General features: G+C 36.4%; 18 protein-coding genes. 13 read left to right on the top strand and 5 right to left on the bottom strand.

The window, feature by feature from the left end; translation table 11 throughout:
• Positions 1-46 precede the first annotated feature (46 nt).
• Both pglX and IGI80_RS02060 read right to left on the bottom strand, forming a co-directional pair.
• The gene (gene pglX / locus IGI80_RS02065) at positions 47-1,768 is read right to left on the bottom strand and encodes a BREX-1 system adenine-specific DNA-methyltransferase PglX (protein WP_438723398.1); all 1,722 of its coding nucleotides are present in this window, start codon (positions 1,766-1,768) and stop codon (positions 47-49) included.
• A 17-nt stretch (positions 1,769-1,785) separates the two neighbouring features.
• A complete protein-coding gene (locus tag IGI80_RS02060; RefSeq protein ID WP_061100924.1) occupies positions 1,786-2,721 on the bottom strand; it encodes a tyrosine-type recombinase/integrase in 936 nt (311 codons plus the stop codon).
• A gap of 140 nt (positions 2,722-2,861) precedes the next feature.
• Here IGI80_RS02060 and IGI80_RS02055 point away from each other — a divergent pair, with 140 nt between their 5' ends.
• The 4 genes from IGI80_RS02055 (at position 2,862) to IGI80_RS02040 (ending at position 9,919) form a co-directional block, all read left to right on the top strand.
• Entirely contained in the window at positions 2,862-3,797 is a 936-nt protein-coding gene (locus IGI80_RS02055; protein ID WP_002397590.1) for a hypothetical protein, read from the top strand.
• 12 nt (positions 3,798-3,809) lie between these two features.
• Complete coding sequence (gene pglZ, locus IGI80_RS02050; RefSeq protein ID WP_438722569.1) at positions 3,810-6,347, top strand: BREX-1 system phosphatase PglZ type A; 2,538 nt, start codon at positions 3,810-3,812, stop codon at positions 6,345-6,347.
• An 11-nt stretch (positions 6,348-6,358) separates the two neighbouring features.
• The gene (gene brxL / locus IGI80_RS02045; RefSeq protein ID WP_010830674.1) at positions 6,359-8,392 is read left to right on the top strand and encodes a protease Lon-related BREX system protein BrxL; all 2,034 of its coding nucleotides are present in this window, start codon (positions 6,359-6,361) and stop codon (positions 8,390-8,392) included.
• 318 nt (positions 8,393-8,710) lie between these two features.
• Complete coding sequence (locus IGI80_RS02040) at positions 8,711-9,919, top strand: chloride channel protein (protein WP_033599308.1); 1,209 nt, start codon at positions 8,711-8,713, stop codon at positions 9,917-9,919.
• Between the two features lie 46 nt (positions 9,920-9,965).
• Here the strand turns inward: IGI80_RS02040 and IGI80_RS02035 are convergent, their stop codons facing one another.
• Positions 9,966-10,718 carry a MerR family transcriptional regulator gene (locus tag IGI80_RS02035; RefSeq protein ID WP_010713754.1) on the bottom strand — a complete coding sequence of 251 codons (753 nt, stop codon included), beginning with the start codon at positions 10,716-10,718 and terminating at the stop codon, positions 9,966-9,968.
• A 111-nt stretch (positions 10,719-10,829) separates the two neighbouring features.
• On the opposite strand from IGI80_RS02035, the gene IGI80_RS02030 reads away from it, so the two are divergent.
• Both IGI80_RS02030 and IGI80_RS02025 read left to right on the top strand, forming a co-directional pair.
• Positions 10,830-12,131 carry a PTS sugar transporter subunit IIC gene (locus tag IGI80_RS02030; protein WP_438722568.1) on the top strand — a complete coding sequence of 434 codons (1,302 nt, stop codon included), beginning with the start codon at positions 10,830-10,832 and terminating at the stop codon, positions 12,129-12,131.
• Positions 12,124-13,536, top strand: a complete 1,413-nt coding sequence (locus tag IGI80_RS02025) for a glycoside hydrolase family 1 protein (protein ID WP_080280316.1) — start codon at positions 12,124-12,126, stop codon at positions 13,534-13,536. The genes IGI80_RS02030 and IGI80_RS02025 overlap by 8 nt, the downstream gene beginning before the upstream one ends.
• 103 nt (positions 13,537-13,639) lie before the next feature.
• Here the strand turns inward: IGI80_RS02025 and IGI80_RS02020 are convergent, their stop codons facing one another.
• A complete protein-coding gene (locus IGI80_RS02020) occupies positions 13,640-14,707 on the bottom strand; it encodes a choloylglycine hydrolase family protein (RefSeq protein WP_438722567.1) in 1,068 nt (355 codons plus the stop codon).
• Between the two features lie 176 nt (positions 14,708-14,883).
• Here IGI80_RS02020 and IGI80_RS02015 point away from each other — a divergent pair, with 176 nt between their 5' ends.
• Complete coding sequence (locus tag IGI80_RS02015) at positions 14,884-16,545, top strand: SulP family inorganic anion transporter (RefSeq protein ID WP_002396652.1); 1,662 nt, start codon at positions 14,884-14,886, stop codon at positions 16,543-16,545.
• A gap of 165 nt (positions 16,546-16,710) precedes the next feature.
• On the opposite strand, the gene IGI80_RS02010 is transcribed toward IGI80_RS02015, so the two are convergent.
• Positions 16,711-17,403: a hypothetical protein gene (locus IGI80_RS02010; protein WP_033596893.1), complete on the bottom strand. Its 693-nt coding sequence runs from the start codon at positions 17,401-17,403 to the stop codon at positions 16,711-16,713.
• A 192-nt stretch (positions 17,404-17,595) separates the two neighbouring features.
• Here IGI80_RS02010 and sylA point away from each other — a divergent pair, with 192 nt between their 5' ends.
• From sylA to allE, 6 genes are all read left to right on the top strand, one after another.
• Entirely contained in the window at positions 17,596-18,048 is a 453-nt protein-coding gene (gene sylA, locus IGI80_RS02005) for a transcriptional regulator SylA (protein WP_002359121.1), read from the top strand.
• 18 nt (positions 18,049-18,066) lie between these two features.
• Entirely contained in the window at positions 18,067-18,579 is a 513-nt protein-coding gene (locus tag IGI80_RS02000) for a GNAT family N-acetyltransferase (RefSeq protein ID WP_002386309.1), read from the top strand.
• Between the two features lie 595 nt (positions 18,580-19,174).
• Positions 19,175-20,671 (top strand): allantoin permease, encoded by a 1,497-nt coding sequence (gene allW / locus IGI80_RS01995; protein ID WP_002406028.1) that lies wholly within the window; start codon positions 19,175-19,177, stop codon positions 20,669-20,671.
• Entirely contained in the window at positions 20,672-22,036 is a 1,365-nt protein-coding gene (allB, locus tag IGI80_RS01990; RefSeq protein WP_086318177.1) for an allantoinase AllB, read from the top strand. It begins immediately after the preceding gene.
• Between the two features lie 181 nt (positions 22,037-22,217).
• Positions 22,218-23,441 (top strand): allantoate deiminase, encoded by a 1,224-nt coding sequence (gene allC, locus IGI80_RS01985; RefSeq protein WP_002383320.1) that lies wholly within the window; start codon positions 22,218-22,220, stop codon positions 23,439-23,441.
• A 21-nt stretch (positions 23,442-23,462) separates the two neighbouring features.
• Entirely contained in the window at positions 23,463-24,248 is a 786-nt protein-coding gene (allE, locus tag IGI80_RS01980; RefSeq protein WP_002384779.1) for a (S)-ureidoglycine aminohydrolase, read from the top strand.
• Positions 24,249-24,335 lie beyond the last annotated feature (87 nt).

The following is a 24,335-nucleotide window of genomic DNA, read 5'->3' as shown; positions in this document are numbered from 1 at the left end:
GGCTAAATGTATCTGAAAAATATTTATTTCAGATACACTACTTTCCTTATACTAGAGGATGTTTATAGAAATCTTTCCAACCTGTTTCCTCATTTAACCAATCTTTTTTACAAATTTCAATGTTGCATTTGACTATATCATTTATCTGTTTACCATTGTGTATATTTGTAAGTGTAGGAAATAATGAAACATAGCCTATATGCATATGAATTGTTGGGTTTAATATTTTGAAGATATAATTTCCTACGGGTGTGTTAAGTAATCCTAATAAATATAATTTATCCTCCAATGAATTGGCAAAAGCGCAATGACCTGTCGAATCAAATATACTTCCAGAATCACGAAACCTCATGGAAAATATACCGCTCGTGATATCAGACCATGTTATCGCTTCTTTGAAGTAATATTCGGTATTTTGTGGTCGAGATCGAAGTTTCCCCTTATCATCAACGAAATTTCTAATTTCTTGCCCGTCATTTTCCCAATTTACAACGTAATCGTAATTGCCATACCATCGACGGAATGCGCCACCTTTATTGTAAGGAAACCATTTTTTACCAGAATTTACAGAATCACTGACGGAAGTTGCATCAAATTTTATGCGATTAATATCAACTTCCCACCATTCCCTGAGAAATTGATTATTGTCTCCAGTTTGCAAACCAACTTTAGGTTCAACAATTTCATCCATTCGTTTCCCTACAACAAAATCATGAATAAGATTTTCGCTTACCCAAAACGATATAGGACTACCAGGGATTTTGGTGAAATTATTTTGGTTTGTTTGAAATAAATAATTTACATTTGGATTTCTGATACCTTCAAGAACTTTTTCTTTTTGTACATTCATACCACCTCGAAAATCAGATAGCTTGAAGTAGTTTCCTATAGGTTCTGATTTTGCATTTTTGATAGTAAAACAACAAACTGGAACGGTTGCCTCTTCGAATGCGGAGTATTCCATTTGCACTAAACTAGAAATATTTTTATTAGCAATTAAGAAATTACGCAGTTCTTCATAAGACTTTATAAACATCCAGACAAATGGGGTCATAAATCCAGCATAGCCACCATCCGTAAGCATTTGACTATTCATCTTTATGAAGACTGAGAACAAGTCTGTTTTTACTTCAGGATAATTATCTTTAACATATTTACTAAGAATAGCACTCATTTTATTCAAATAGGGTGGGTTAGTTACAACCGCTGTATATCTAAAAGAAAGAACTTCTAAAATATTTAAAATATGATTTACTTTTTCGTGTGCTTCTGGAAGCTGATAAAGAATATCCATATTTGAAAAGTCTTCAAATGCACCAGTAAGTTGTCTAAGTTCATTGATTTCAGATTGGCTTATATTCTGAATGTTTAAGACAGAACCTATTTCAGTTGCATGTAAAAACATATCTAAAATTAATTTTAAGAGATTACTTTTTTCAATAAACTCATCACTAGGAAGGCTTGAAATTTCTTCTAATCGCTCAAAGTATTCGTTAGGAATGTCATCTGAATCAATAAATTGATGTAAATGTAATTTTACATTCTTAGTTAAAATACGACGGCTATATTCGCGCCCTTTCATCATAATGGCAAAGTAAGCTAACTGATATGAACGCTTATCAATTTCAAGTCCGAATAAGTTATTAATTAAAATACTCTCTGCTGCATCACGTTCACGGAATCCTTCTGCAACATATAACTGCATAAACACATCAAAAGCATAAACTAATACGTGGCCCGAACCCATAGCGTTGTCTAAAAGTTTTATCTTCTTGTAGAGCGAAACTAGATACTAAGTGCCTGATTCATGATTTTCATGATTAACCTTGTTTCTCTTTCTTCCATTTCTTTAATGACATGTAAGTATACACTTTGTGTGGTTGTCACATCTTTGTGTCCAAGTCGTCGACTTACACTTAGGATATTAACACCTTTAAAAAGGAGAATCGATGCATGGGTATGTCTTAATCCATGAAAAGAAATAGAAGAAAGTTTAAGTTTTTGACAGGCTTTTTCAAGGTGTCTATTAATAGTAGCACTGACAGGTAACTTCTCATTATCATCTGCACAAATTTTGTCATCTCCTCTAAACCTTCTAAAGCGGATAACTTCTTTAATCACCTTTAAAGTTTTTGTATCAACATCCACAGTTCGTACGGAACTAGCATTCTTTGTTTCTTTAAATCCTGTACGATATTTGTAGTCCCAAGTTTTGTTAACAGAGATCAACTTATGTTTGAAATCAATATCTGCAACAGTGATCCCCAAAACTTCAGCAAAACGCAATCCAGTCATCGCTGATAAATAAATAATAAAGTTATTTGGATTCAGTGGTTGACTTCTGGTGTAGTGAATTAATTTTTGCCATTCAGAGTAGGAGTGATACATTACTTTTGCTTTCTTTTTTTCACGTCCTGTTATAATCGCTTTTCTTGTGAAATCAGTGTCAATAATTCCTTCTTCCACAGCATCTAAAATAGCTGCTCGAATTTGTTTATGGAATCCTGAAGTTGTTCTTTTGGCATGATTTTTAGCAAAATCATTTAACCCTTTTTGATACCGATGGCGAGTTATCTCTTTAAGTTTAATATTTCCAAAGTATGTGTAGATATGTTTATGTGAATTTCTATATTTCACATAAGTGACTGAAGTAACAGCAGGTTTTTTAAAGGTTTCCATCCATTGTTGAAAGTAATCAGCCAGTGTTAAAGTTGTAGTCATAAATTCTTTCCTTTCATATTTTCTATTTTTTGTACTTACTACTTATATTACTTTATTAAAGGAAAGAATTTTGATTAGTAATGCAAATATTGAGAAAAAACGGTATAATATAGCTTAAAAGTACACTGGAGGGTTGCAACTTGGCTATATTAATTAAAGATAAATTTGAAGCTTGGCAAAAGGAAGCCCAGGATCGTTTTGATCAGTTGAAAGCAAATGAAGAAGAATTAAATAAAATTTTTATTGAACTTTATGGATTACAAGATGAACTAGATTACCACGTTGATGATAAAGAAGTTTCAGTATCCTTAGCAGATAGAGAACGCGATATCAAGTCACTTATTAGCTATGCAGTTGGCTGTATGTTCGGACGCTATTCATTGGATGAAGAAGGATTGATATTTGCAGGTGGAGAATTTGATATGTCACGTTATAAAAAATTTAAACCTGATGAAGATAATATTCTACTGATTACAGATAATGAATATTTCCAATCTGATGAAAGCGACATTATGACAAGATTTGTAGAGTTTATTACGGTTGTTTATGGAAAAGAAACACTTGAAGAAAATCTTGATTATATTGCCGATGTGTTGCCAGGAAGTGGAAAAAGTCGAGATAAGATACGTAAATACTTTATGTCAAAATTTTTTACAGATCATATGGCAACTTATAAAAAGCGCCCGATTTATTGGCAATTTGATTCAGGAAAAGCGAATGGTTTTAAAGCGCTAATGTATTTACATCGGTTTGATGAAAATTTATTAGGACAGCTTCGCACAGAATATGTTACAAAATTAAGTCAAGCTTATAATTCTCGTATTGAACTACGTGAAAGTCAAAAGATGTCGACTACGAATGCTGGAGAAGTCACTCGTTATGAAAAAGAAATTCAAAAAATCAAGAAACAGTTAAAAGAACTTCAAGAGTTTGATGAAAAATTAGGGCATTTAGCGCTAAAGAAAGTTTCTCTTGATTTAGATGATGGAGTGATTGTAAATTATGATAAGTTACAACGTGATCCAGATACAGGTGAAAAATTCTTGATTTTAACCAAAGGAGTTAAAGAACCTTAAGGAGATGTGATTATGTCAGATTTGAATTTAAATCAGATTCAGAACAGACTAAATGAACTTTTTGTAACATATGGAGAGCGTAAGCTTATTTTTTGGTTCGATCCAAAAAAAGAATTTGAAGAGGATATTATTAATGGGAAAATTGAATTAAAAGATGCGAAAGTTTTTATCCTTGAACCAAATACTCAATTTATGACAAAACGTTTCTTTGAAATTGAAGATACTGATAATAACTATTTAATCTATGCGCCATTTGAAAAGATAAGTGATGACGACCAGGATAATCATTTACTAAGTATTTTGAAATATTCTAGCGAGTTTAGTGCAGATCGTATTTCATTGGTGATGACACAATTAAATATTCCAAATGAGTTACATGATGCTATGGTACATTATGCTAAATTCTTTGGTGCAAGATCACGAATTACTGCTTTTAACAAACTAATAACTACTGAAATTAAATCAAAGCAAGAACTTGAAATAGCAATGATGGCCGTCCTAACCAAAGCTAACACTGCGCAATTTTATAGTATCATTCAATCTTTACTGGTCGAATATGCGTATGAATCAAGTAGCATGTATGAACAATTAGTGACTTTTGATTTACAGAATGCTTTTTGGAAATATGTATCTCTTTATTATGGCTTTATTTCAGAGACACCAACTATCCAAAAGTTGACAGTTTCTTTTTTTGTTAATGCTTTTTATGGGCAATTAGGACATCAAGAATTACCTATACAGTTAAAAGAGTACGAAGTTTTAGAACAAACTACAGCAATTATTTCCTTTATGGATGGGGTAATGAATGACTCTCGCTATACGCAAGCTTTCGATAAATTGAGTGGAAATACATATCGGTTAATTAGCGGAGAGAAGTTGATTTCACTGGTGCCCATTGATGAACTTATTGCAGCTGATATTTTTGAATCTGTTCATAATAACATAATCAAGTATTATATTGGCCAGCTATTGAGTGGGGATTTAACACCGATAATTAATGGGATGACACTTTCTGAAGTTATTACATTGAAGCAGCGAGCGCACTTTGGTGCAAAGTATATTCATGAATATGAAGTAATATTGAATGCACAAAAATTGTTGAATAATACTTTTTCTTCTAATATTAACCAATTTTCAGAAGTTGTTAAAAATTATGAAAATATCTCGTTTAATATTGATCAATCTTATCGTAAATTTATTTGGCATTTTGATAAAGTTTTATCTCCAGATTTATTTACAGAACTTAAATTACGCATAGAAAAACAATACAAAATATTTTTAAATGAGAGTGCCCGTTTGTGGAATGATCTATTGTCTTTAGAAGAACGTTCGTCACTCCTTGATTTTTATGACGACTTTGCAAATAATAAAACAAAAACAGTTGTGATTATTTCTGATGCACTTCGTTATGAAATTGGGAAAGAAATTCAAGAAGTACTGCAGTATGAAAAGAAATTTACAACAAAGATGAATACACTTTTTTCTGTTCTTCCATCAGTAACGGAATTTGGAAAAGCGGCTTTGTTAAGAAGTGGACACGAAACGTATGAATATGTTGAAGGAACCGATATTCGGGTAAATGGAATGAAAACACAGGGGACTCCTGCACGAGATAAAATATTAAAAGCAAAAAATTCCAACTCTTTGGCTATTACGTATGAAGAAGTGATGACTAAAACGAATGCAAAAGAACTTCGTGAGATATTTAATGGCAAAGAAGTGATTTATCTTTATCATGATCAAATTGATAGGACAGGGGATCATGGTCAGGAATCACAAGTTTTTGATGCTGCACAAAAAACAGTTGATGAAATCAAAGCTTTAATACCATTTATTTCAAACGGAGCGAATGTTTATCGATTTTTGATCACCAGTGACCATGGCTTTATCTATACAAGATCCAAAGTTGAAGAACATGAAAAGATTGAAAATCCATCTGAATTTTCTGAAGATAGAGTAGAACGTCGGTTTATAATTAGTGAAAATCATTATGATGAAATTGGAATTACTTCAATGAAATTAGGAGAAATATTGCGCAATGATGACAAACGCTATGTACATTATCCTGAAACATCTGCTATTTTTAAAAAAGTAGGCGGGGGTCAAAGTTATGTACATGGTGGTTCTTCTCCACAAGAAATGCTTGTCCCTGTTTTAGAAGTAAACGTTTCTCGAGGATCGTCTCAAAAAGAACCAGTGAGCGTTCAGTTAATGACAGCAAAAAGAAAAGTTATAGGACTTTCTATATCTTTAGAGTTTTATCAAACGGAAGCGTTAAGTGACTCAATCACTAAAGCAAAATATACGTTATATTTTGAAGATAGTAAGGGAAACTTAATTACGAATCAACATACCTATTATGCCGATTCTACCTCAGAGCAAGCTAGTGAAAGATTTACAAATTTCACTTTTGACTTTATAAATCGTAATTATGATACAAATGAAAAAATTTATTTAGTAGTGAAAAATACAGAGACGAAGATTCAAGTGGAAAGAATTGACTTTGTAATTGATAATCCATTTGCTGGCGGTTTTGGTTTTGATATTTAGGAGGAAAGTTAGTGGATCAAGTTATATTAGATAAATTGGTGGCAAACTTTCCTGGAAAGATTGTCCGTAAAGATTTAACTAAAAAAATAAAAGAAGGAGCAAATGTTCCAGTATATGTGCTTGAATATTTGCTTGGTATGTATGCATCTTCTTTAGATGAAAATTTAGTTATAAAAGGTGTTGAAAATGTAAAAAATATTTTGGTTCGAAATTATGTTCGTCCAGATGAAGCCGAAAAAGTAAAAGCAAAAATTCGAGAGAATGGTGGCTATACAGTCATTGATAAAGTATCGGTATCATTAAATGAACGGCGAGATCAGTATGAAGCTGAATTTTCTAATTTAGGACTTTCTGGCGTACGTATTGGTGATGAATATCCCAAAAAATATGATCGACTTCTTGGTGGTGGGATTTGGTGCATCGTTCAGATGGAATATTGGTATGATGAAACGGATCAAAGAAATTCACCATTTATTGCAAAAAAAGTTGATCCTATTCAAATGCCTGGTTTGGATATTGAAGAAGTTAGGCGTGGTCGTGCTGCATTTACAGAGAAGGAATGGATTGATGTTGTTCTTCGATCGGTTGGAATGGAGCCTACACAATTTACTGAACGTGTAAAATGGTTACATTTGGCTCGCCTTGTCCCGTTGATAGAAAATAATTTTAACTTATGTGAATTAGGGCCACGCGGTACAGGAAAATCGCATGTTTATAAAGAAATCTCGCCTAACTCTATTTTAGTTTCTGGTGGACAAACTACTGTTGCGAATTTATTTTATAATATGGCTCAAAGATCTATGGGATTAGTTGGTATGTGGGATACGGTGGCTTTTGACGAGGTAGCAGGTATTAACGTGAAAGATGGAGATTTAGTTCAAATAATGAAGGATTACATGGCTTCAGGCTCATTTGCTCGTGGTAAAGAAGAAAAAAATGCATCTGCATCGATGGTATTTGTAGGAAATATCAATCAAAGTGTAGATGTTATCTTAAAAACTTCAAATTTATTTGAACCTTTCCCAGAAAAAATGCGATCTGATTCAGCATTTTTAGATCGTATGCATTGTTACTTACCAGGATGGGAAATTCCTAAATACCGGCCAGATTTTTTTACGAATGATTATGGTTTTATAACAGATTACTATTCAGAAGTGATGCGAGAATTACGTAAGACAACTTATAGTGATGCAATTGATAACTATTTTAAGCTAGGTTCACAACTAAATCAACGTGATACTATTGCTGTTAAAAAGATGTTTTCTGGACTTATCAAACTAGTATATCCTCATGGGGAATTTGGAAAAGAAGAGGTAGAAAAAGTACTTAAATTTTCTATTGAAATGAGACGAAGAGTGAAAGAACAGCTTAAAAAAATTGGTGGAATGGAATTCTTTGATGTTAACTTATCTTATATTGATTTAGAAGAAAATAGAGAAGAATATGTTTCTGTCCCAGAACAAGGAAGTGGCACACTAATTCCTGAAGGTATTGGGAAACCAGGACATGTACATGCTGTTTCAGGTGGGGCTAGTGGACGAGTGGGCGTATTTAAATTTGAAACTCAAATGATTTCTGGAAATGGTAAATTTAAAGCGACTGGATTAGGTAGTGATTCTGCAGCCAAAGAAAAAACTTATTCAGCTTATAAATATCTTAGTGCTAATGCTGCTTCGATTAGTGCATCCATATCCATTGCCAGTCATGACTTTGTATTCAATACCCAAGATCTGAATGGTGTCGGAAATCCAGAGTCTCTGACTTTACCAACAATGATTGCACTTTGTTCAGTGGCGTTGAACAAGCCAGTAATCTCCAGTATAGCCGTATTTGGTGATATAACGATTGGTGGCACTTTAGTTAGAGTTACCAACTTAGCAGATATGATGCAAGTGGCTCGTGATGCGGGTGCTAAGAAAGCGCTGGTTCCGATGGCTAATGCAGCTGACTTAGCTACAGTCCCTCCAGAGCTAATGTCGACTTTTAATATTGTTTTCTATAATTCACCAGAAGATGCTGTCTTTAAAGCACTTGGAGTTGAATAATTTACTTAATAGTAGTTAAAGAAATTTTTTATTGATGTGCTTTCTACAATTAATATGTAAAATAATAATCAAAAATCAAAGGAAATAAGAAATATTAGAGAAGTTTAAGTTTTAGCGGAGAGAAGTTCTTCTCTCCGTTTTGATATATATAATATTGGATAGGATTCCAATTAAATCATAAATATGTTTGAAAGTAGTATATGCGACCTGTTGATTATTTAGAAAATTAATATCTCAAATAATCCTTCCCAAAATCTTCAAACACAAACCACTAACTATCTGCTACTATAAAAGAAACAACTATCATTTGGAGGAAGTATGCGTAACAGAAAAATGTGGACAATTATCGTCAGTGGGTTATTTTTAAGTAGTATCATCGCGGGAATTTCAGGAGCGTTTTTAATCATTGAAGGAGAGCTAACGACTCTGCTCTGGGAGGTGTTGCCAGCGCAAATGAAGTGGCCAATCCTCTATTATTTTGTCTTGTGTGTGCTAGGAGCGTTGGTATTGAGTTATCTGAAGAAACGCTTCGGACAAGTACCACAAACGGCGCATGAGGCGCTGACAGAATTGAAGGCGAAACAATCGGTCGATTATTCAGGTGTGTTTAGAAATTTATTGGCCGCCTTGGTAATTTTAATTTTCGGGGCTGGTGTCGGTCCTGAAGCCGCATTGCTGGGAGCGATTATTTCGTTGTCAGTCTGGCAATCTGATAAGTTACGGTACCTTTATTTTCATTATGACGAGCAAGAACAGCAAGTATTTTGGACAAAAATTCAGCGCTTGCTACATCCGCAACAGTTTGTTCAGCGCTACGATACGATGCTCGCTCCTGCGGATAAAAAGAAACTCAAACAAGTGATGAACGGGTTATTTATTGTGAACGGGTTGGTGGTGTTTACCTTTTTAATGAAATTGGTGGGACACCCATCGTTTATTACGAAGTTAGGAACTGGAAAAATTGAAATGGCTTCGTTATGGCTGATTTTACCCGCTTTATTAACTGCTTTTGTAATTGGTAACGCCTATCGATGGTTGCAAGCTGCTCTGGCTAAACTATGCCAACCTTTTGAAGAAAAGCAAAGCATACTGGTAAGCTTTGGTGCAGCCTGTATTTTTCTTTTTGTTATTTTAATGCCAAGATTACTATTTTCAGGACAATCTTTTATGCATTTAGTTCCTAGTTTTGGTAGTCAACAAGCCTGGTATATCTTGGTGGTCGCTGCGATAATGAAACTAGTATTTTTACAAGTTTGTTTACAGACAGGTTGGATAGGTGGCGATATTTTTCCCGTCGTTTTTTCAGCTATTTTAATCGGGTTTGCGGTCGCACAATTTTTCCCAACAATTGACTCGCTTTTTGTTGTCGCAATTTTTGCTACGAGTTTAACAACCCAAATCTTAGGAACGATTCTTGTACCAGGCATTTTTGTGGGGCTCTTTTTCCCAATCACGCTTTGGCCAGTTGTAGTCCTTGTGTTATTTTTACAATGGCTATTGAAAAATAAAATTATTAAGAGTAACTAGAAAAACGTCAAATCGACTTAGGGGATTAAGCCGATTTGACGTTTTTCTAATTAGAACACTCAAACCATAGTTGATAGTAATCTTGATGTTTTTTTGAAAGCAGATAGCGGCCCAATAGTTGATGGACTTGATAGCCTTGTTCTTGTAAGTAAATCAGATTTTTCTGAATTTGTTGTGGCTGCAACTGATTGCTACTTTCTTCTATACGAATCAGTTGACTATAGTAGCTTTTAGAAGCATCGAATTCCCAGTGTAAGACTAAAGGGAAAGCGGCGCTGTCTTTATTAGTCGTTGAAAAATGTTCAATAGTTTGTTCATCTGGTGATAAAACAAAGCCTAAAATACTTGGATCATTTAAGTAAAGCAAAAGATTTTCTGCTTTAGCAGGGTGGAAATAGTAAAGAGTTTTAAACGGCGGTATTTCTTCTTTCAAGACTTCCTCTTGTAGTTGGCTGACTTCTTCATATTTTTGTTGATAAGTGATTAAGTTTCTGTGGATTTGCTTTAACTGTGTAATGCGTTCTTCTAAATCTTGACGTGCATTTTCTAGTAATTTCTGGGTATCTGATAATGGGTTGGTATATAAGTTTTTAATTTCTTTAATGGAAAAATTTAAGTCGCGATAAAACTTGATTTCACAGATAGCAATCAGCTGTTCTGTTGTGTATTGTCGATAATCATTTGTATCGCCTCGAACAGAATGAATCAACCGTTCTTTTTCCCAATAGCGCAATGTGGACTTAGGAATTTTCAACAAGGAAGCAATCGTTTCTAGCGAGTAAAGATGGTCTTGGTTCATCAGCATTCACCTCAATTTTAGTATAACACAAAATTAGTTTATAAAACCGCTTTACCTTGAAGTAACTTTAAGGTGTATACTCAACGTAAATTAGAAAGAGGAGAGAATTGTATGTTTGATAAGTTTCAATGTTTTTTAGAAAAGTTTATTGGTCCAATCGCTGAAAGAATGCAAAAAAGTAAGGTCATTCAAGCACCAACTAATGGGATGATGGCTGTTTTACCCGTTTCTTTAGGGGTTGCTTTTATCGCAATTGTAGGGAATTTTCCTATTCCAATTTGGCAAGAATTTTTAACATCCATTGGGTTAGCTCCAATCATTCAAGAAGTCATTGCTATGACCAGCGGCTTGTACGCTGTTTACATTGTTTGTACCATTGCGTATGAAACTGCGAAGATGGAAAAACAAAATCCCATCACTAGTGTTATTTTATCTTTGGCATTTTTCTTGATCTTGGTACCACAGTTTGCCGTTAAATTAGGTGGAGAAGAAACAATTGTCATTAAAACAGCATCAATTGGGACTGACGGGATTTTTGTAGCTATTCTAGTCGGTTTAGGTGTAACTATGTTATATAGTTATTTAATGAAAAAAGAATTTTTACGAATTAAATTACCTGATTCCGTTCCTACGATGGTGACAGATTCGTTAAGTCCAACCTTTGTAGCCATGATAATTTTTGTGGTAGCTTTATTAGTCAAAGCTATTTTCACATATACTGGTTCGGGGGATGCGATGAGCTTTTTAACCGAGCTAGTGAGTAAACCAATTGCATCATTAGGTCAATCACCAATGACGGTTATTGTAGTCTTTACACTAGCAAATCTATTATGGTTTTTTGGTATTCATCCAAGTCCAATTATTAATATTTTCTTTGCTGTGATGGCGCCAGTTTTTCTAGCTAATATTAATGCATTTATTGCTGGTCAAGCGTTGCCTTATCCAGAAATTATGTTTTTCTCTAGTATTATTATGGTTGGCGGAACTGGGAATACGATTGGTTTAGCCTTTTGTATGTTAAGAGCAAAATCAGAACGATACAAATCCCTTGGTAAATTAGGTGTTGTACCAAGTATTTTCAATATTAATGAGCCATTGATTTTCGGTGTTCCGATTATGCTGAACCCTATTTTCTTTATTCCGTTGGTAAGTTCAACAGCTGTCGGTGGTTTGGTGTTACATTTATTCTATAAAGTTGGTTTCTTAAATTACTATAATCCAACGGTTGAATTACCTTGGGTGACACCACCAGTTGTTGCAGAAACTTTCTATGGCGGCATTCGCTTTGGGTTGGCAATGATTGCTGTGGTAATTGCTCTGACGTTGTTATATTATCCGTTTTTCCGTATGGCTGATGAACGAGCAGTGAAAGAAGAGCAGACCTTAGCGACAGGAGAACAAGAAAATGAGTAGCAGCGAAAAAAAACAATTGAGCAGTATGCCAAATGATTTTTTGTGGGGTGGTGCAATTTCTGCTACTCAAGTAGAAGGTGCCTATAACCGTGACGGAAAAGGCTTGAGTAATTTAGATTTAGCTTTGCGTTGTAAAAAAGGGGAGAAACGTCAAATAACTCAACAAGTGGATGTAAATCAATACTATCCTTCTCATCGAGCGATTGGCTTTTATGAAAGTTATCAAAAAGATATCCAACTGTTCGCTGATATGGGATTTAAAAGTCTTCGATTTTCAATCCAATGGTCACGCATTTTTCCAACTGGAGAAGAGGAACGGCCTAATGAAGCAGGTTTATTATTTTATGAAAAAATTTTGGACGAGCTAGAGCGTCATCAAATCGAACCAATTATAACGATTTCACATTTTGATTTACCAGAAAATTTAGTGACAAAATATGGTTCGTGGAAAAATCGCCAAGTCATTACGCTCTATTTACGCTTTTGTGAAGCGCTATTTCAACGATTCAGTGATCGTGTCCGCTATTGGATTCCGTTTAATGAGATTAATGTTATTACGTATATGCCTTATTTTTCTACTGGGATTCATACAGAAAATTATCAAGAAATTTTCCAAATGGCGCATCATCAGTTAGTAGCAAGTGCAAAAGCGGTTCAATTAGGTCGGAAATATTCAAGTAACTATCGTTTTGCAACAATGCTTATGTATGGCCCGACTTATCCGCACAATTGTCACCCTGAATCTGTTTTTCAAGCAATGATGGATGATGAGGAAACCTATTATTTTGGTGATATTCAGATTCGAGGATATTATTCTCCGTGGGCTAAAAAAATGTTGGAGCAACTGGGTGTCCAACTAGCTATTACAGAAGAAGATGAACAAGACTTACGAGAAGGTGTAGTGGACTTTGTTAGTATAAGTTATTATATGAGTTGGACTACTGCACCAGAAACAGCAGCAGGAAATATGGCAACAGGAGGGAAAAATCCCTTTTTAGAGCAATCTGAATGGGGCTGGCAAGTGGATCCACTAGGACTGCGGATTAGTTTAAATCGTTTGTATCAACGATATGAGAAAGAAATTATGATTGTTGAAAATGGCTTAGGAGCAGTTGATCATTGTTCAGAAAATGGTGAAATTTATGACGATTATCGCATTGATTATTTACAACAACATTTGCTGGCAGTGAAACAAGCGATTGTCTTAGATGGTGTGCCAGTAATTGGTTTTACCGTCTGGAGTGCCATCGACTCAATTAGTGCTTCAACTGGAGAAATTGGTAAAAGGTATGGTTTGATTTATGTAGATTTAGATGATGAAGGTCAGGGGACGCTGGCTCGAAAAAAGAAAGCCTCTTTTTATTGGTATCAAAAGATCATTGAGTCCAATGGTGCAGAGTTGTAAGCTCTATTTTCCGGAGTGGTATGATAAAATAACTGAACAACTAAACGCATGAACGAAACAACGTCTCTGACCAATTACCTGGTCAGAGACGTTGTTTGTGTTTTTATTGATTTAAATCTGTTAGTAGTAGCTCGTTAGAAACAGCAAAAGTAGTAACTTCTGTTAAAGCTGGATCCAAAGTGTATTTTGTAAATGAGGTAGTACTTTCTGGTTGGACATACATGGTTAGATTAGTCACATCATATCCTGACCAATAATGTGTGAAATCAGACAGAGAATTACTTTGACCTAAATGGCCAATTCCCCGAGGAATCATCACTGTTTGGAAGGCGCGATAGAGTTGCATAATCCCTTCAGAGCTATCAAATTCTTGGAGATTGTCAGAATAGTATAACGCACGAATGAAGCGTGACGGCGAAGTGAAGTCTCCTGGGATTCCTAATAGTCCGTAAGAAGTCCCACCTTCAATTGGGTCAAGTATTGCGCCTGATTTTAAAGTGTAAGGTTCTTTAATAGCGTAGTTGCGCATTCCGATATAGTTTCGTGCATTGGTTAAATGATAATTGTATTCTGGGCTGTTTGTGACTACGCCAATCGAATCATAAATGACGAACGCTCCGTTATCTGTTGGTTGCAAAACGATACTATTATTATTTTTATCATTAATGGTCCAGTGTAAGGTGAAATGAACTTCCCCCAATGAATCAAGTTGGAATTTTTGATCTAACAGGCCGATTTTTTCAAAAGCTACTTTTACTTCGTCAACGCTTTCAAAATTACTCAAAATATAAGCAAGTACTTCTTCTGCAATATGAGGTGTTAAACCACGATCTGCTAAACTTTCAGCAGGTGCTGTTGAAGATTCCATTAAATATTGAATATCACCAGATAAGCCGGCTTCGTTGATACCATCTGTGATAGCAAGGCTGACGGTTTTACCATCGTTTGCTGGTTGATCTGTGCCTGACATTGCTAGTCCCATAAAGGCATATTTTGCCGTCCAAGGATTTAGTTGGCTGTTTAGAACTGTACCTTTTGGAAATTGAGCAATTAGAGTAGGGATTTTTGGTGCAATTGGATCTTCGTTGCCAAAAAAGTCAAACGTAAAATCCATCGTACGTCCATAAAAAATATCATTTGTTTTGGAAATAATCTTGATGCCTGTACACATAATAGTTTCCCCCAATTAATGTAAGTTTGTGAAGCCTGTTTACTAGTTAAGCATATCATACTCTAGGAAACAGCGGTGGCTAAATTCCTAAAATATTAGACAATTTTGTCTAAATGAGGTGAAAAAAATTTTTTAGCGATTTCCTTCACAAAACACCTTATTATCTTTCCGAAAATATGATATCTTTAGAATGGAAATTTCATGAAAAGAGGATGCGAATGTTTAAAAAGTACACACAAATGATAAGGGATGAATTTAAAGGGTATAATCAAAAAAAATTGAAAAAAGATTTCTTGGCAGGTTTGACTGTCGCAGCCGTCGCGTTGCCATTAGCGTTAGCGTTTGGGGTCTCTAGCGGTGCTACTGCAGCAGCTGGCATGATCACGGCGATTATCGCTGGAATTGTGATTGGGAGCCTTTCGGGTGGGTTTTATCAAATTTCAGGACCAACAGGTGCGATGGCAGCTATTTTAATGTCAATTGCGGCAGTGCATGGCATGCAAGGGATTTTGTTGGCCACCTTTTTGGCGGGAATTTTCTTGCTTTTGGCAGGGATTTTGCGTTTAGGGAGCTTGACTTCTTTTATTCCGTCACCGGTCATTACCGGGTTTACTTCAGGAATTGCTATTATTATTGCGTTGGGGCAGCTTGATAATTTCTTTGGGGTTCGTTCAGAAGGCCACAATTTAATTGAGAAAATCAGCAGTTATCGTTCATTGGGCTTTGATTTAAGTATACCAACGACGGTTATGTCGATTTTAGTGGTGCTTGGATTAGTGTTCTTTCCGAAAAAGTGGAATGCGATGATACCAGCTTCATTGGTGATGATTATTTTAGCTACTTTAGCAACAGTGGTTTTTCAACTGCCAGTGGCCACTGTAGGGAAAATTCCGACAAGTATTTTTAGTGATACACGTTTGGAACTTGGTTCGCTTCAATTAAGTGCGTTTCAGGATATTTTGGTGCCTTCGATTAGCATTGCTATGTTAGGTATGATTGAAAGTTTGCTTTGTGGCGCTTCGGCTGGTCGCATGACAGGGAAACCATTAGACAGTAATCAGGAACTAGTGGCACAAGGAATTGGTAACTTAATTTTGCCATTTTTCGGTGGCGTTCCTGCGACAGCAGCGATTGCCCGCACGAGCGTAGTGATTAAATCTGGTGCGCAAACACGTTTAGCGGGTATTTTTCATGCAGTCTTTTTATTGTTATCGATGTTGCTTTTATCGCCAGTCATGTCTAAAATTCCCATGCCTGCGTTAGCTGGTGTTTTAGTGGTGACAGCGTGGCGAATGAATGAATGGTCGGTGATTAAAGAATTCTTCCAGAAACGTTTCCACACAGCCTTATGTTTATTCTTTTTAACGATGGTAGCGACCGTTATTTTTGACTTGAGTTTAGCGATTGTTTTAGGGGTCTTAGCGGGTTGCCTGTTTTTCATTGCGAAAAGTGCCGTGATTACGATTAATGTCGAGGAAGTTGATTGGTCAAGAATGGGGCTAGTACCGACCGATTGTACGGAAAATTGGGTGGTGGTTTATTTGAGTGGCCCGTTATTTTTCATGTCTTCTGAACGATTGAAACAAACGTTACTGCAATTGGAAACAAAAAGTGGTGTAGTATTTTCAATGCGAGGAGTTCCTAGCATTGATAGTACGGCGTTAGATATTTTAGAAGAATTTTGTCTCGCAGCAGAAGGTCGCGGACAACAAGTTCAATTTGCCGCTCTGCAACCAGAAGTTGAAAAAATGATTCGAACCATTCAAGGAAATCAAGAGAAAGAATACCATTTCTCAGTCGCAGAATTTTTACAAACGGTGCATGTTGCAGAACAATAATTCATTTTCAAATGAAATGTTCTATTTTCTATCGCGGGCTTAATGGGTGAAGAAATAAGAAAAATAAGTGGGGACTAAAACGAGTTTCTAGAGGAGTTCCTAAAAAATAATAAAGAGAAAACTTCTCAGTATGAAGTTTTCTCTTTATTATTTTTTTTTGGTTATTTATTGAATTACTTCTAACATAACGTCTTTTTGATCATCCGTAACATTGCCTGCGTAGTTAGGAGTGATTAAAGATATCGAACCATTTTTATTGTTGAATAAGTATAAAGTGTCCGGTCTATTTTGTTCATCGTTTGAAGAAATATTAGTTCCTAAAATTAACTCTGTATTTACTTTAACGGTGCGAATACTGTTATCGGCCGCTGAAAATATTCTAATCTCTTTTGTAGGAATTGTATTTATAGCTAGCTCATATTTATTAATGGCTTCTTTCACTTGACCATTTTCAGCCCCAAACAATTTAGTTCGGAAGGTAGCAGTTGGTGTTGAATTTAAGTTCTCTAACGTAATTGAAGTTGGCACATTCATTCCTTTAAAATTAAATACTAGTGGATTGTTTAAGCTACTAAGATCGACAGCATAAGGTGTTGCTTCTAAAGAATTTGCTTCTTCGACATTTGTGGATACTTCATTTTTAGACTTTGCCGAAGCCTGAGCGGTACTGGCACTTTCTGAAGTTTTTTTTAGTTTATTATTAGAGCTTGTTTCTGTGCTAGAACTGTAATGATTAGTACTGCTTTTCATTGATGTTGTATGATTGGTAGAATTTTCTTGTTTTTTAGGTTCATTCGCTTTTTGAGAACTACAACCTGTTAAAAAAATAACTAAAATAACACAAAATAATTTTTTCATACTATTCCTCCTATAGACGCTATAACTAATTTTATCTTACTTGTTAATATAACAAAAGGAATAATTATTTTATTTTCACAAATGCTCAAATTGTTTAAATCTGTAGTTTTTATACTTATTTTTGTTGCATTTGCAACAAAAATAAGTTAAAGTAATGACAATCATAAAATATTAGCGAAAGGAAGTGTCCTAGTGACAGATATTTTAAGAGAAATTGGCATGATTGCGCGGGCCTTAGATTCAATCAGTAATATTGAATTTAAGGAATTATCTTTAACACGAGGACAATATCTTTATTTGGTCAGGGTCTGTGAAAATCCTGGAATTATCCAAGAAAAGATCGCCGAACTGATTAAAGTTGATCGAACCACAGCGGCGCGGGCGATTAAGCGTTTGGAAGAACAAGGCTTTATTTATCGTCAAGAAGATGCAAGCAACAAAAAAATTAAGCGGATTTATGCCACAGAAAAAGGGAAAAACGTTTATCCAATCATTGTGCGCGAAAATCAACACTCGAATCAAGTTGCTTTGCAAGGCTTGTCAGAAGTGGAAATTTCACAATTGGCAGATTACTTAGTCCGGATGCGTAAAAATGTCAGCGAAGATTGGGAATTTGTCAAAAAAGGGAACACTCGAAATTATTAAGGAAAGGACGACTGATTGATGGGAGAAATAAAAAAATTAACAATAGAAGATGCACCAGCGTTACAAGAAATCAGCATTGAAACTTATACAGATACTTTCGGACCATATAATACCCCAGAAAATATGCAAGCCTATTTAGTAGAAGCCTACAATTTAGAAAAATTACAAAAGGAATTGGCTAATCCCCACTCTGACTTTTATTTTATCTTTGTCGATAATCAATTAGCTGGCTACATGAAATTAAATCGTGAGAAGGCACAAACGGAACCGATGGGGCCAGAAAAGCTCGAGGTTGAGCGATTGTATATTTTGCCTGCGTTTAAAGGAAAGAAGCTGGGAACACAATTGTTAGAACTGGCGGAAGAAAAAGCTCGTGAATTTGGTAAAAAAGCACTGTGGCTAGGTGTCTGGGAACACAATGATGCGGCGCGGGCATTTTATAAAACGATTGGCTACCGTTATTATAGTCAACATTCGTTTTTTATGGGAGACGATGAACAGACGGATTTTATTTTGTTAAAGGAATTGTAGCAAGAAAATTTAGAAACAAAGATTTCTGATTTTATCAGAAATCTTTGTTTATTTTTTTGACTAAAATTAAGCATTTTTTTTATTTTCAAAATGTTATTTTTTAAAACGTAAAAATTGAAAAAGAAGATTTTGAATCTGTGAAAAATTGTCGATCTTGTGAGAAAACTCTTTTGTCAGTGTCTTTTTTCAGGATGGGTCTCTTCCTGAAAATCCACTTCAGTTTATCTGTTTTGTGTGTGTTTGATTAAAAAATGTTGTGTTGGATTTCATTTAATTGTATAATTTATTTATGTCATTTTTAATAATAAGCGTATTTTAGCATTGAAAAAGAGAAGTTGTACATAATATGTGAATAAAAAGATTTGTTTCTTATTTTCTAGAGTGATAGGGCGATATAAAAAAGGTTGCTATTTTTTCGTTCAAAGTGAACAAAGAATCGTTTGTTATTTAGTTGGGGTAACTAATGATTCTTGTTATAAAAAGCGCTTACAATTTGTGTGATGAGAGTAGTACGCATGTTTGTGCAAAAGTGACAAAAAAGAGAAGGCAGGGTGTTTTAATAGAAAAAAATTTTTAATAAAAAGGAGAGTTTGTCGTGGAGAAAAATGTGTCTCAAGTAACAGCTCAAGAAGAAACAGCGCTGAAAGCACGTGGCTACAATGAGGATTTGTTGCCAAGTAGCCCGAAACAACGGACAATGAGCGCGCGCAATTTTTTTACATTATGGATGGGTTCGATTCATAATATCCCGAATTATGCAGCAGTGGGCGGCTTTATTTTCTTAGGTTTATCGCCGCTGCAAGTTATGCTGGCAGTTGTGTTAAGCTCATTCATTGTAGCAACTTTCATGAATTTGAATGGCGTGGCTGGCTCTAAATATGGCATTCCTTTTGCGATGCACTTACAGTCTACTTACGGCAGTCTCGGGGCAAAACTGCCAGGGTTCTTAAGAGGTTGTGTGGCCGCGATTGCTTGGTTTGGTCTGCAAACATTTACAGGATCGCTGGCTTTATTAATTATTCTCGGGAAATTTTGGCCGAACTTTTTAGAAATTGGTGGATCATTCCAGTTTTTTGGTCTCAGGCTACCTGAATTAATGGCGTTTACTCTTTTCTGGCTCTTAAATGTGGCAATAGGTTTCGGTGGTAGCAAAATTTTGAACCGTTTTACCGCCATTTTAAGTCCGTTGATTTATGTCGTTATTATTGGATTAACGATTTGGGCCATTCGAGCTGGGGGCGGTTTAACACCAATTTTGTCCTATCAAGTTTCTGGTGCGATTCGTTCAGTCAATCCACTGGTGGCGTATCTGATTATTTTTAACTCGGTTGTGGCCGTTTGGTCAGCGCCTGGTGCGAGTGTGGCGGATTTTACTAAGAATGCGCGCTCGACACGTGCTCAGGTTGTGGGGCAAACAACAGGTTTAGTTGTTGGTTATGGGATTTTCGCTTTTTCCAGTGTGGTGATTCTGTTAGGTGGTTCGCTGTATTTTGGGATTCAAGAATGGAATATTTTAAATATTATTGATCGTTTAGATAATGTGGCAGTGGTGGTCTTAGCCATGTCGGTTTTCTTATTAACGACTATTTCAACGAATGCAACGGGGAACATCATTCCGGCAGGTTATCAATTGGCGGCGCTGTTTCCTAAAAAAATGACGTATAAAAAAGGCGTCATGATTGCCAGTGTTATTAGCTTTCTTATTATGCCTTGGAAACTGATGGAAAACGCCGATAGTATTTTTATTTTTCTGAACGCAATTGGGGCTGTTTTAGGACCAGTCGCTGGTGTGATGATTGCGAATTATTATTTTGTTCAAAAGCAACAAATTGATTTAAATGCTTTATACGTAGATAAACACAAAAAAGAGGAAGCCAATCCTTTTTACGGATTAAACAAGCCGGCATATGTCGCTACTATTCTAGCGTTGGCTCTTTCCTTAAGTGGTCAATTTATTCCACAGGTTAAAATCATTGCTGATATTTCGTGGTTTGTGGGCTTTGCCACAGGTTTTGTGCTGTACTTAGTGTTAAAAAAATGGACTTGGGATTCAAAAAAAGTGAAAGAAACAGCTTATCAGGAGGGAAAATAAATGCAAGCAGAGTTAGTGATTAAAAACGGGTTAGTTATTTTAGAAACTGGAGAAGTCATTACGGATGTCGCCGTTCAAGGAGGAAAAATCGTAGCGATTGGGCAAGACTTGTCAGGAGAACGTGTGATTGATGCGACGGGTTTAGTCGTTAGTCCTGGGATGGTGGATGCCCATGTTCATATTACCGATCCTGGTGGTGGTTACCGCGATGAATGGGAAGGGTATGTCACAGGAACGGCCGCTTGTGCCAAAGGGGGCGTGACGACCTTTATGGAAATGCCTTTAAATCAGATTCCAGCAACTGTGGATAAGACCTCTCTTGAGATCAAATACAAGGCAGGAGAAAATAAACTAAAAGTAGATGTAGGGTCATTTGGCGGCGTGGTCCCGACCAACTTGGCTGGCGGGATTCAGGAACTTGATGAAGGAGGCGTTTCCGGCTATAAATGCTTTTTAGGAACGTGCGGCGATCGTTCAATTGAAGGAGATTTTCAAAATGTCGACGATTATTCGCTATATGAAGGAATGAAACAAGTCGCCAAGACTGGCAAAGTGCTAGCAATCCATGCAGAAAATGCGCCAATTACGGATAAATTAGGCGCGTTAGCTTATCAAAATGGCGAAACGACTTTAGCAGCATATGTAGCTACACGTCCTGTGTTTACCGAAGTTGAAGCGATTCAAAAAGCCATTTTATTTGCCAAAGAAACAGGTTGTCGGATTCATATTTGCCATGTGGCTTGTCAAGAAGGCGTGAAAGAAGTTTTGAAAGCCCAAGCAGAAGGGGTAGATGTGACTTGTGAAACATGTACGCATTATTTATATTTTACCACGGATGAACTTGATGCCATTGGTCCAGTTGTCAAATGTTCGCCGCCGATTCGTGACGCGGACCAACAAGCCGCCTTATGGAACCACGTGCAAACAGGCGGAATCGCGTTTGTAACCTCTGACCATTCTCCTTGTACGCTAGACTTAAAAGATACAACCAATGCTTTTGAAGCTTGGGGCGGCATTTCTGGTGTTCAAAATAACGTCGATGTGTTATTCGATGAAGCCGTCCAAAAACGTGGTTTATCCTTGAAACAATTCGCGGATATGATTGCAGCAAACCCAGCTGACCGTTATCACTTAGCACAAAAGGGCCGCATCAGCATTGGTAAGGATGCCGATTTTGTACTAATTAAACCTAATGCGCCGTATATCTTAAAAGCAGAAGATTTAGAATATCGAAATAAAATTAGTCCTTACATTGGTCGTGAAATTGGGGCCCAAGTGATTCAAACAATTTTAAGAGGCGAAACAATTTACGCACAAGAAACTGGGGTAACCGAGGCGTTTAACGGCGTATTTATCAAAAATTAAACATTTATTTTAGAAATGAAAAGGGACAGAAGCGTGATTGAATTAGCGCCTCTGTCCACGAGTTAGAGGATGTTTATTGGTTGTTTTGCACAAAAAAAGGCTTAATTTTGTTCGATAAGTACAATGAAGATAATTAGGGAAACGTTTACAATCAGAGTGTAATCAGTCAGGGGGTTTTGTGATGGACTTGGAAAAAGTTTTAAAACAAAGAATCGAAGAGTTGTCAGCAATTGGGAGTGATCCTGCTGGAGGGATGACACGCTTACTTTATACAGATTCGTGGTTGGCAGCACAAAAGTATGTGCAAAGCCAAACTGAGGCGTTTGGACTGGAAACGCAATTTGACGAAGTCGGGAATCTGTTTTGTCGAGTGGCAGGAACGGAATTTCCTCAGGAAACGATTTTAACTGGGTCACATATCGACACAGTAGTTAATGGTGGGACATTAGATGGTCAATATGGTGTCATTGCTTCCATGACGGCTGTTCAATATTTATTAGACAAATATGGGAAACCACGGCGTTCTTTAGAAGTGCTTTCCATGGCTGAAGAAGAAGGGAGTCGTTTTCCAACGGTTTTCTGGGGAAGCAAAAATGTCGTTGGTGAAGCCAAACGTGAAGAAGTAGTCGATATCTCTGACAACGAAGGCAAAAAGTTTGTTGATGAGATGCATCGCCAAGGCTTTGATTTTCGGCAAGAGCAAACTAGACGTGAGGACATTGAAGCATTTGTCGAAATTCATATTGAACAAGGCAATATTTTAGAGAACGAAAAGCTCCAAGTCGGTGTTGTTCATAGTATTGTAGGGCAACGTCGCTACACGGTTAACTTAAAAGGGCAAGCCAATCATGCAGGCACTACGCCAATGAGTTACCGTCATGATGCGGTATATGGCTTTGCTAAAATTTGTGCAGAAGCCATTGATCGTGCGAACGAAATTGGGGATCCGTTAGTTTTAACATTCGGCAAAGTCATTCCGAAACCCAATACAGTCAACGTGGTGCCTGGAGAAGTGGAATTTACAATTGACTGCCGTCATACCGACGCTGCTTTTTTACGACATTTTACCGGTGAATTAGAAGAACGGATGAAAACAATTGCTCAAGAATTAGGCTTGACGATTGCAATTGACCGTTGGATGGATGAAGCCCCTGTACCGATGAATCAAGCAATTGTAGAAGTTATTGAACAAAAAGCCAAAGAAGGCAAGTATCAGTATCGTATGATGCATAGTGGCGCTGGGCATGATTCGCAAATTATTGCGCCCCATTACCCGACAGCGATGATATTTGTGCCAAGTATTGGTGGGATTAGTCATAATCCAGCAGAAGCAACGGCATTTCCAGATTTGGTTGAAGGTGTCAAGCTTTTAGCAGATACCTTATATGAATTAGCGTATAAATAAGATAGAAAAGGAAGAATTGTGATGGGTTATAAAAATAATCGAGTTGGTTACCAAAAAGAATTGTTAACATCAAGAGCTGTGATAAAAAAAGACAATTACGCCATTATTCCCCATGATGGTTTGGTGCAAAATGCAGTACCTGGTTTTGAAAATGTCGATATTTCCATTTTGGGATCGCCTAAATTAGGTGCGACATTTGTGGATTACATTGCTACGTTTCATAAAAATGGTCAACAAACAACTGGTTTTGGTGGCGACGGGATTCAAACGTTGGTTTATGTCATTGACGGTCGTTTGCGCGTTTCAGATGGTCAAGAAACTCATGAACTTGAAGCAGGGGGCTATGCCTACTTTACGCCTGAAATGAAAATGTATTTAGCAAACGCACAGGAAGCGGATACAGAAGTTTTCTTATATAAAAAACGCTATCAGCCGTTGGCAGGCCATCAACCTTATAAAGTGGTTGGGTCAATTCATGACCAACAACCCGAAGAATATGAAGGAATGACAGACGTTTTACTATGGAGTTTATTGCCGAAAGAGTTTGACTTTGATATGAATATGCATATCTTATCTTTTGAACCAGGTGCTAGTCATGCCTATATTGAAACGCATGTCCAAGAGCATGGTGCGTATTTAATTAGTGGCCAAGGGATGTACAATTTGGACAATGAATGGTATCCAGTGGAAAAAGGGGACTATATTTTCATGAGTGCCTATGTGCCACAAGCGGCCTATGCGGTTGGCCGTGAAGAACCGCTAATGTACGTTTATTCCAAAGATGCCAATCGTGAACCAGAATTATAACGAAAAGCCGAATGTAAAGTAATGACCTCGGAACAATAGGATTTGAACACGCAGTGGTGAACGGTAGAGTCCTTTTTCTTGGTAGAC

The organism is Enterococcus sp. DIV1420a (assembly GCF_051712165.1).
Taxonomy (GTDB): Bacteria; Bacillota; Bacilli; order Lactobacillales; family Enterococcaceae; genus Enterococcus; species Enterococcus faecalis.
This window is presented reverse-complemented; position numbering and strand designations above follow the sequence as displayed.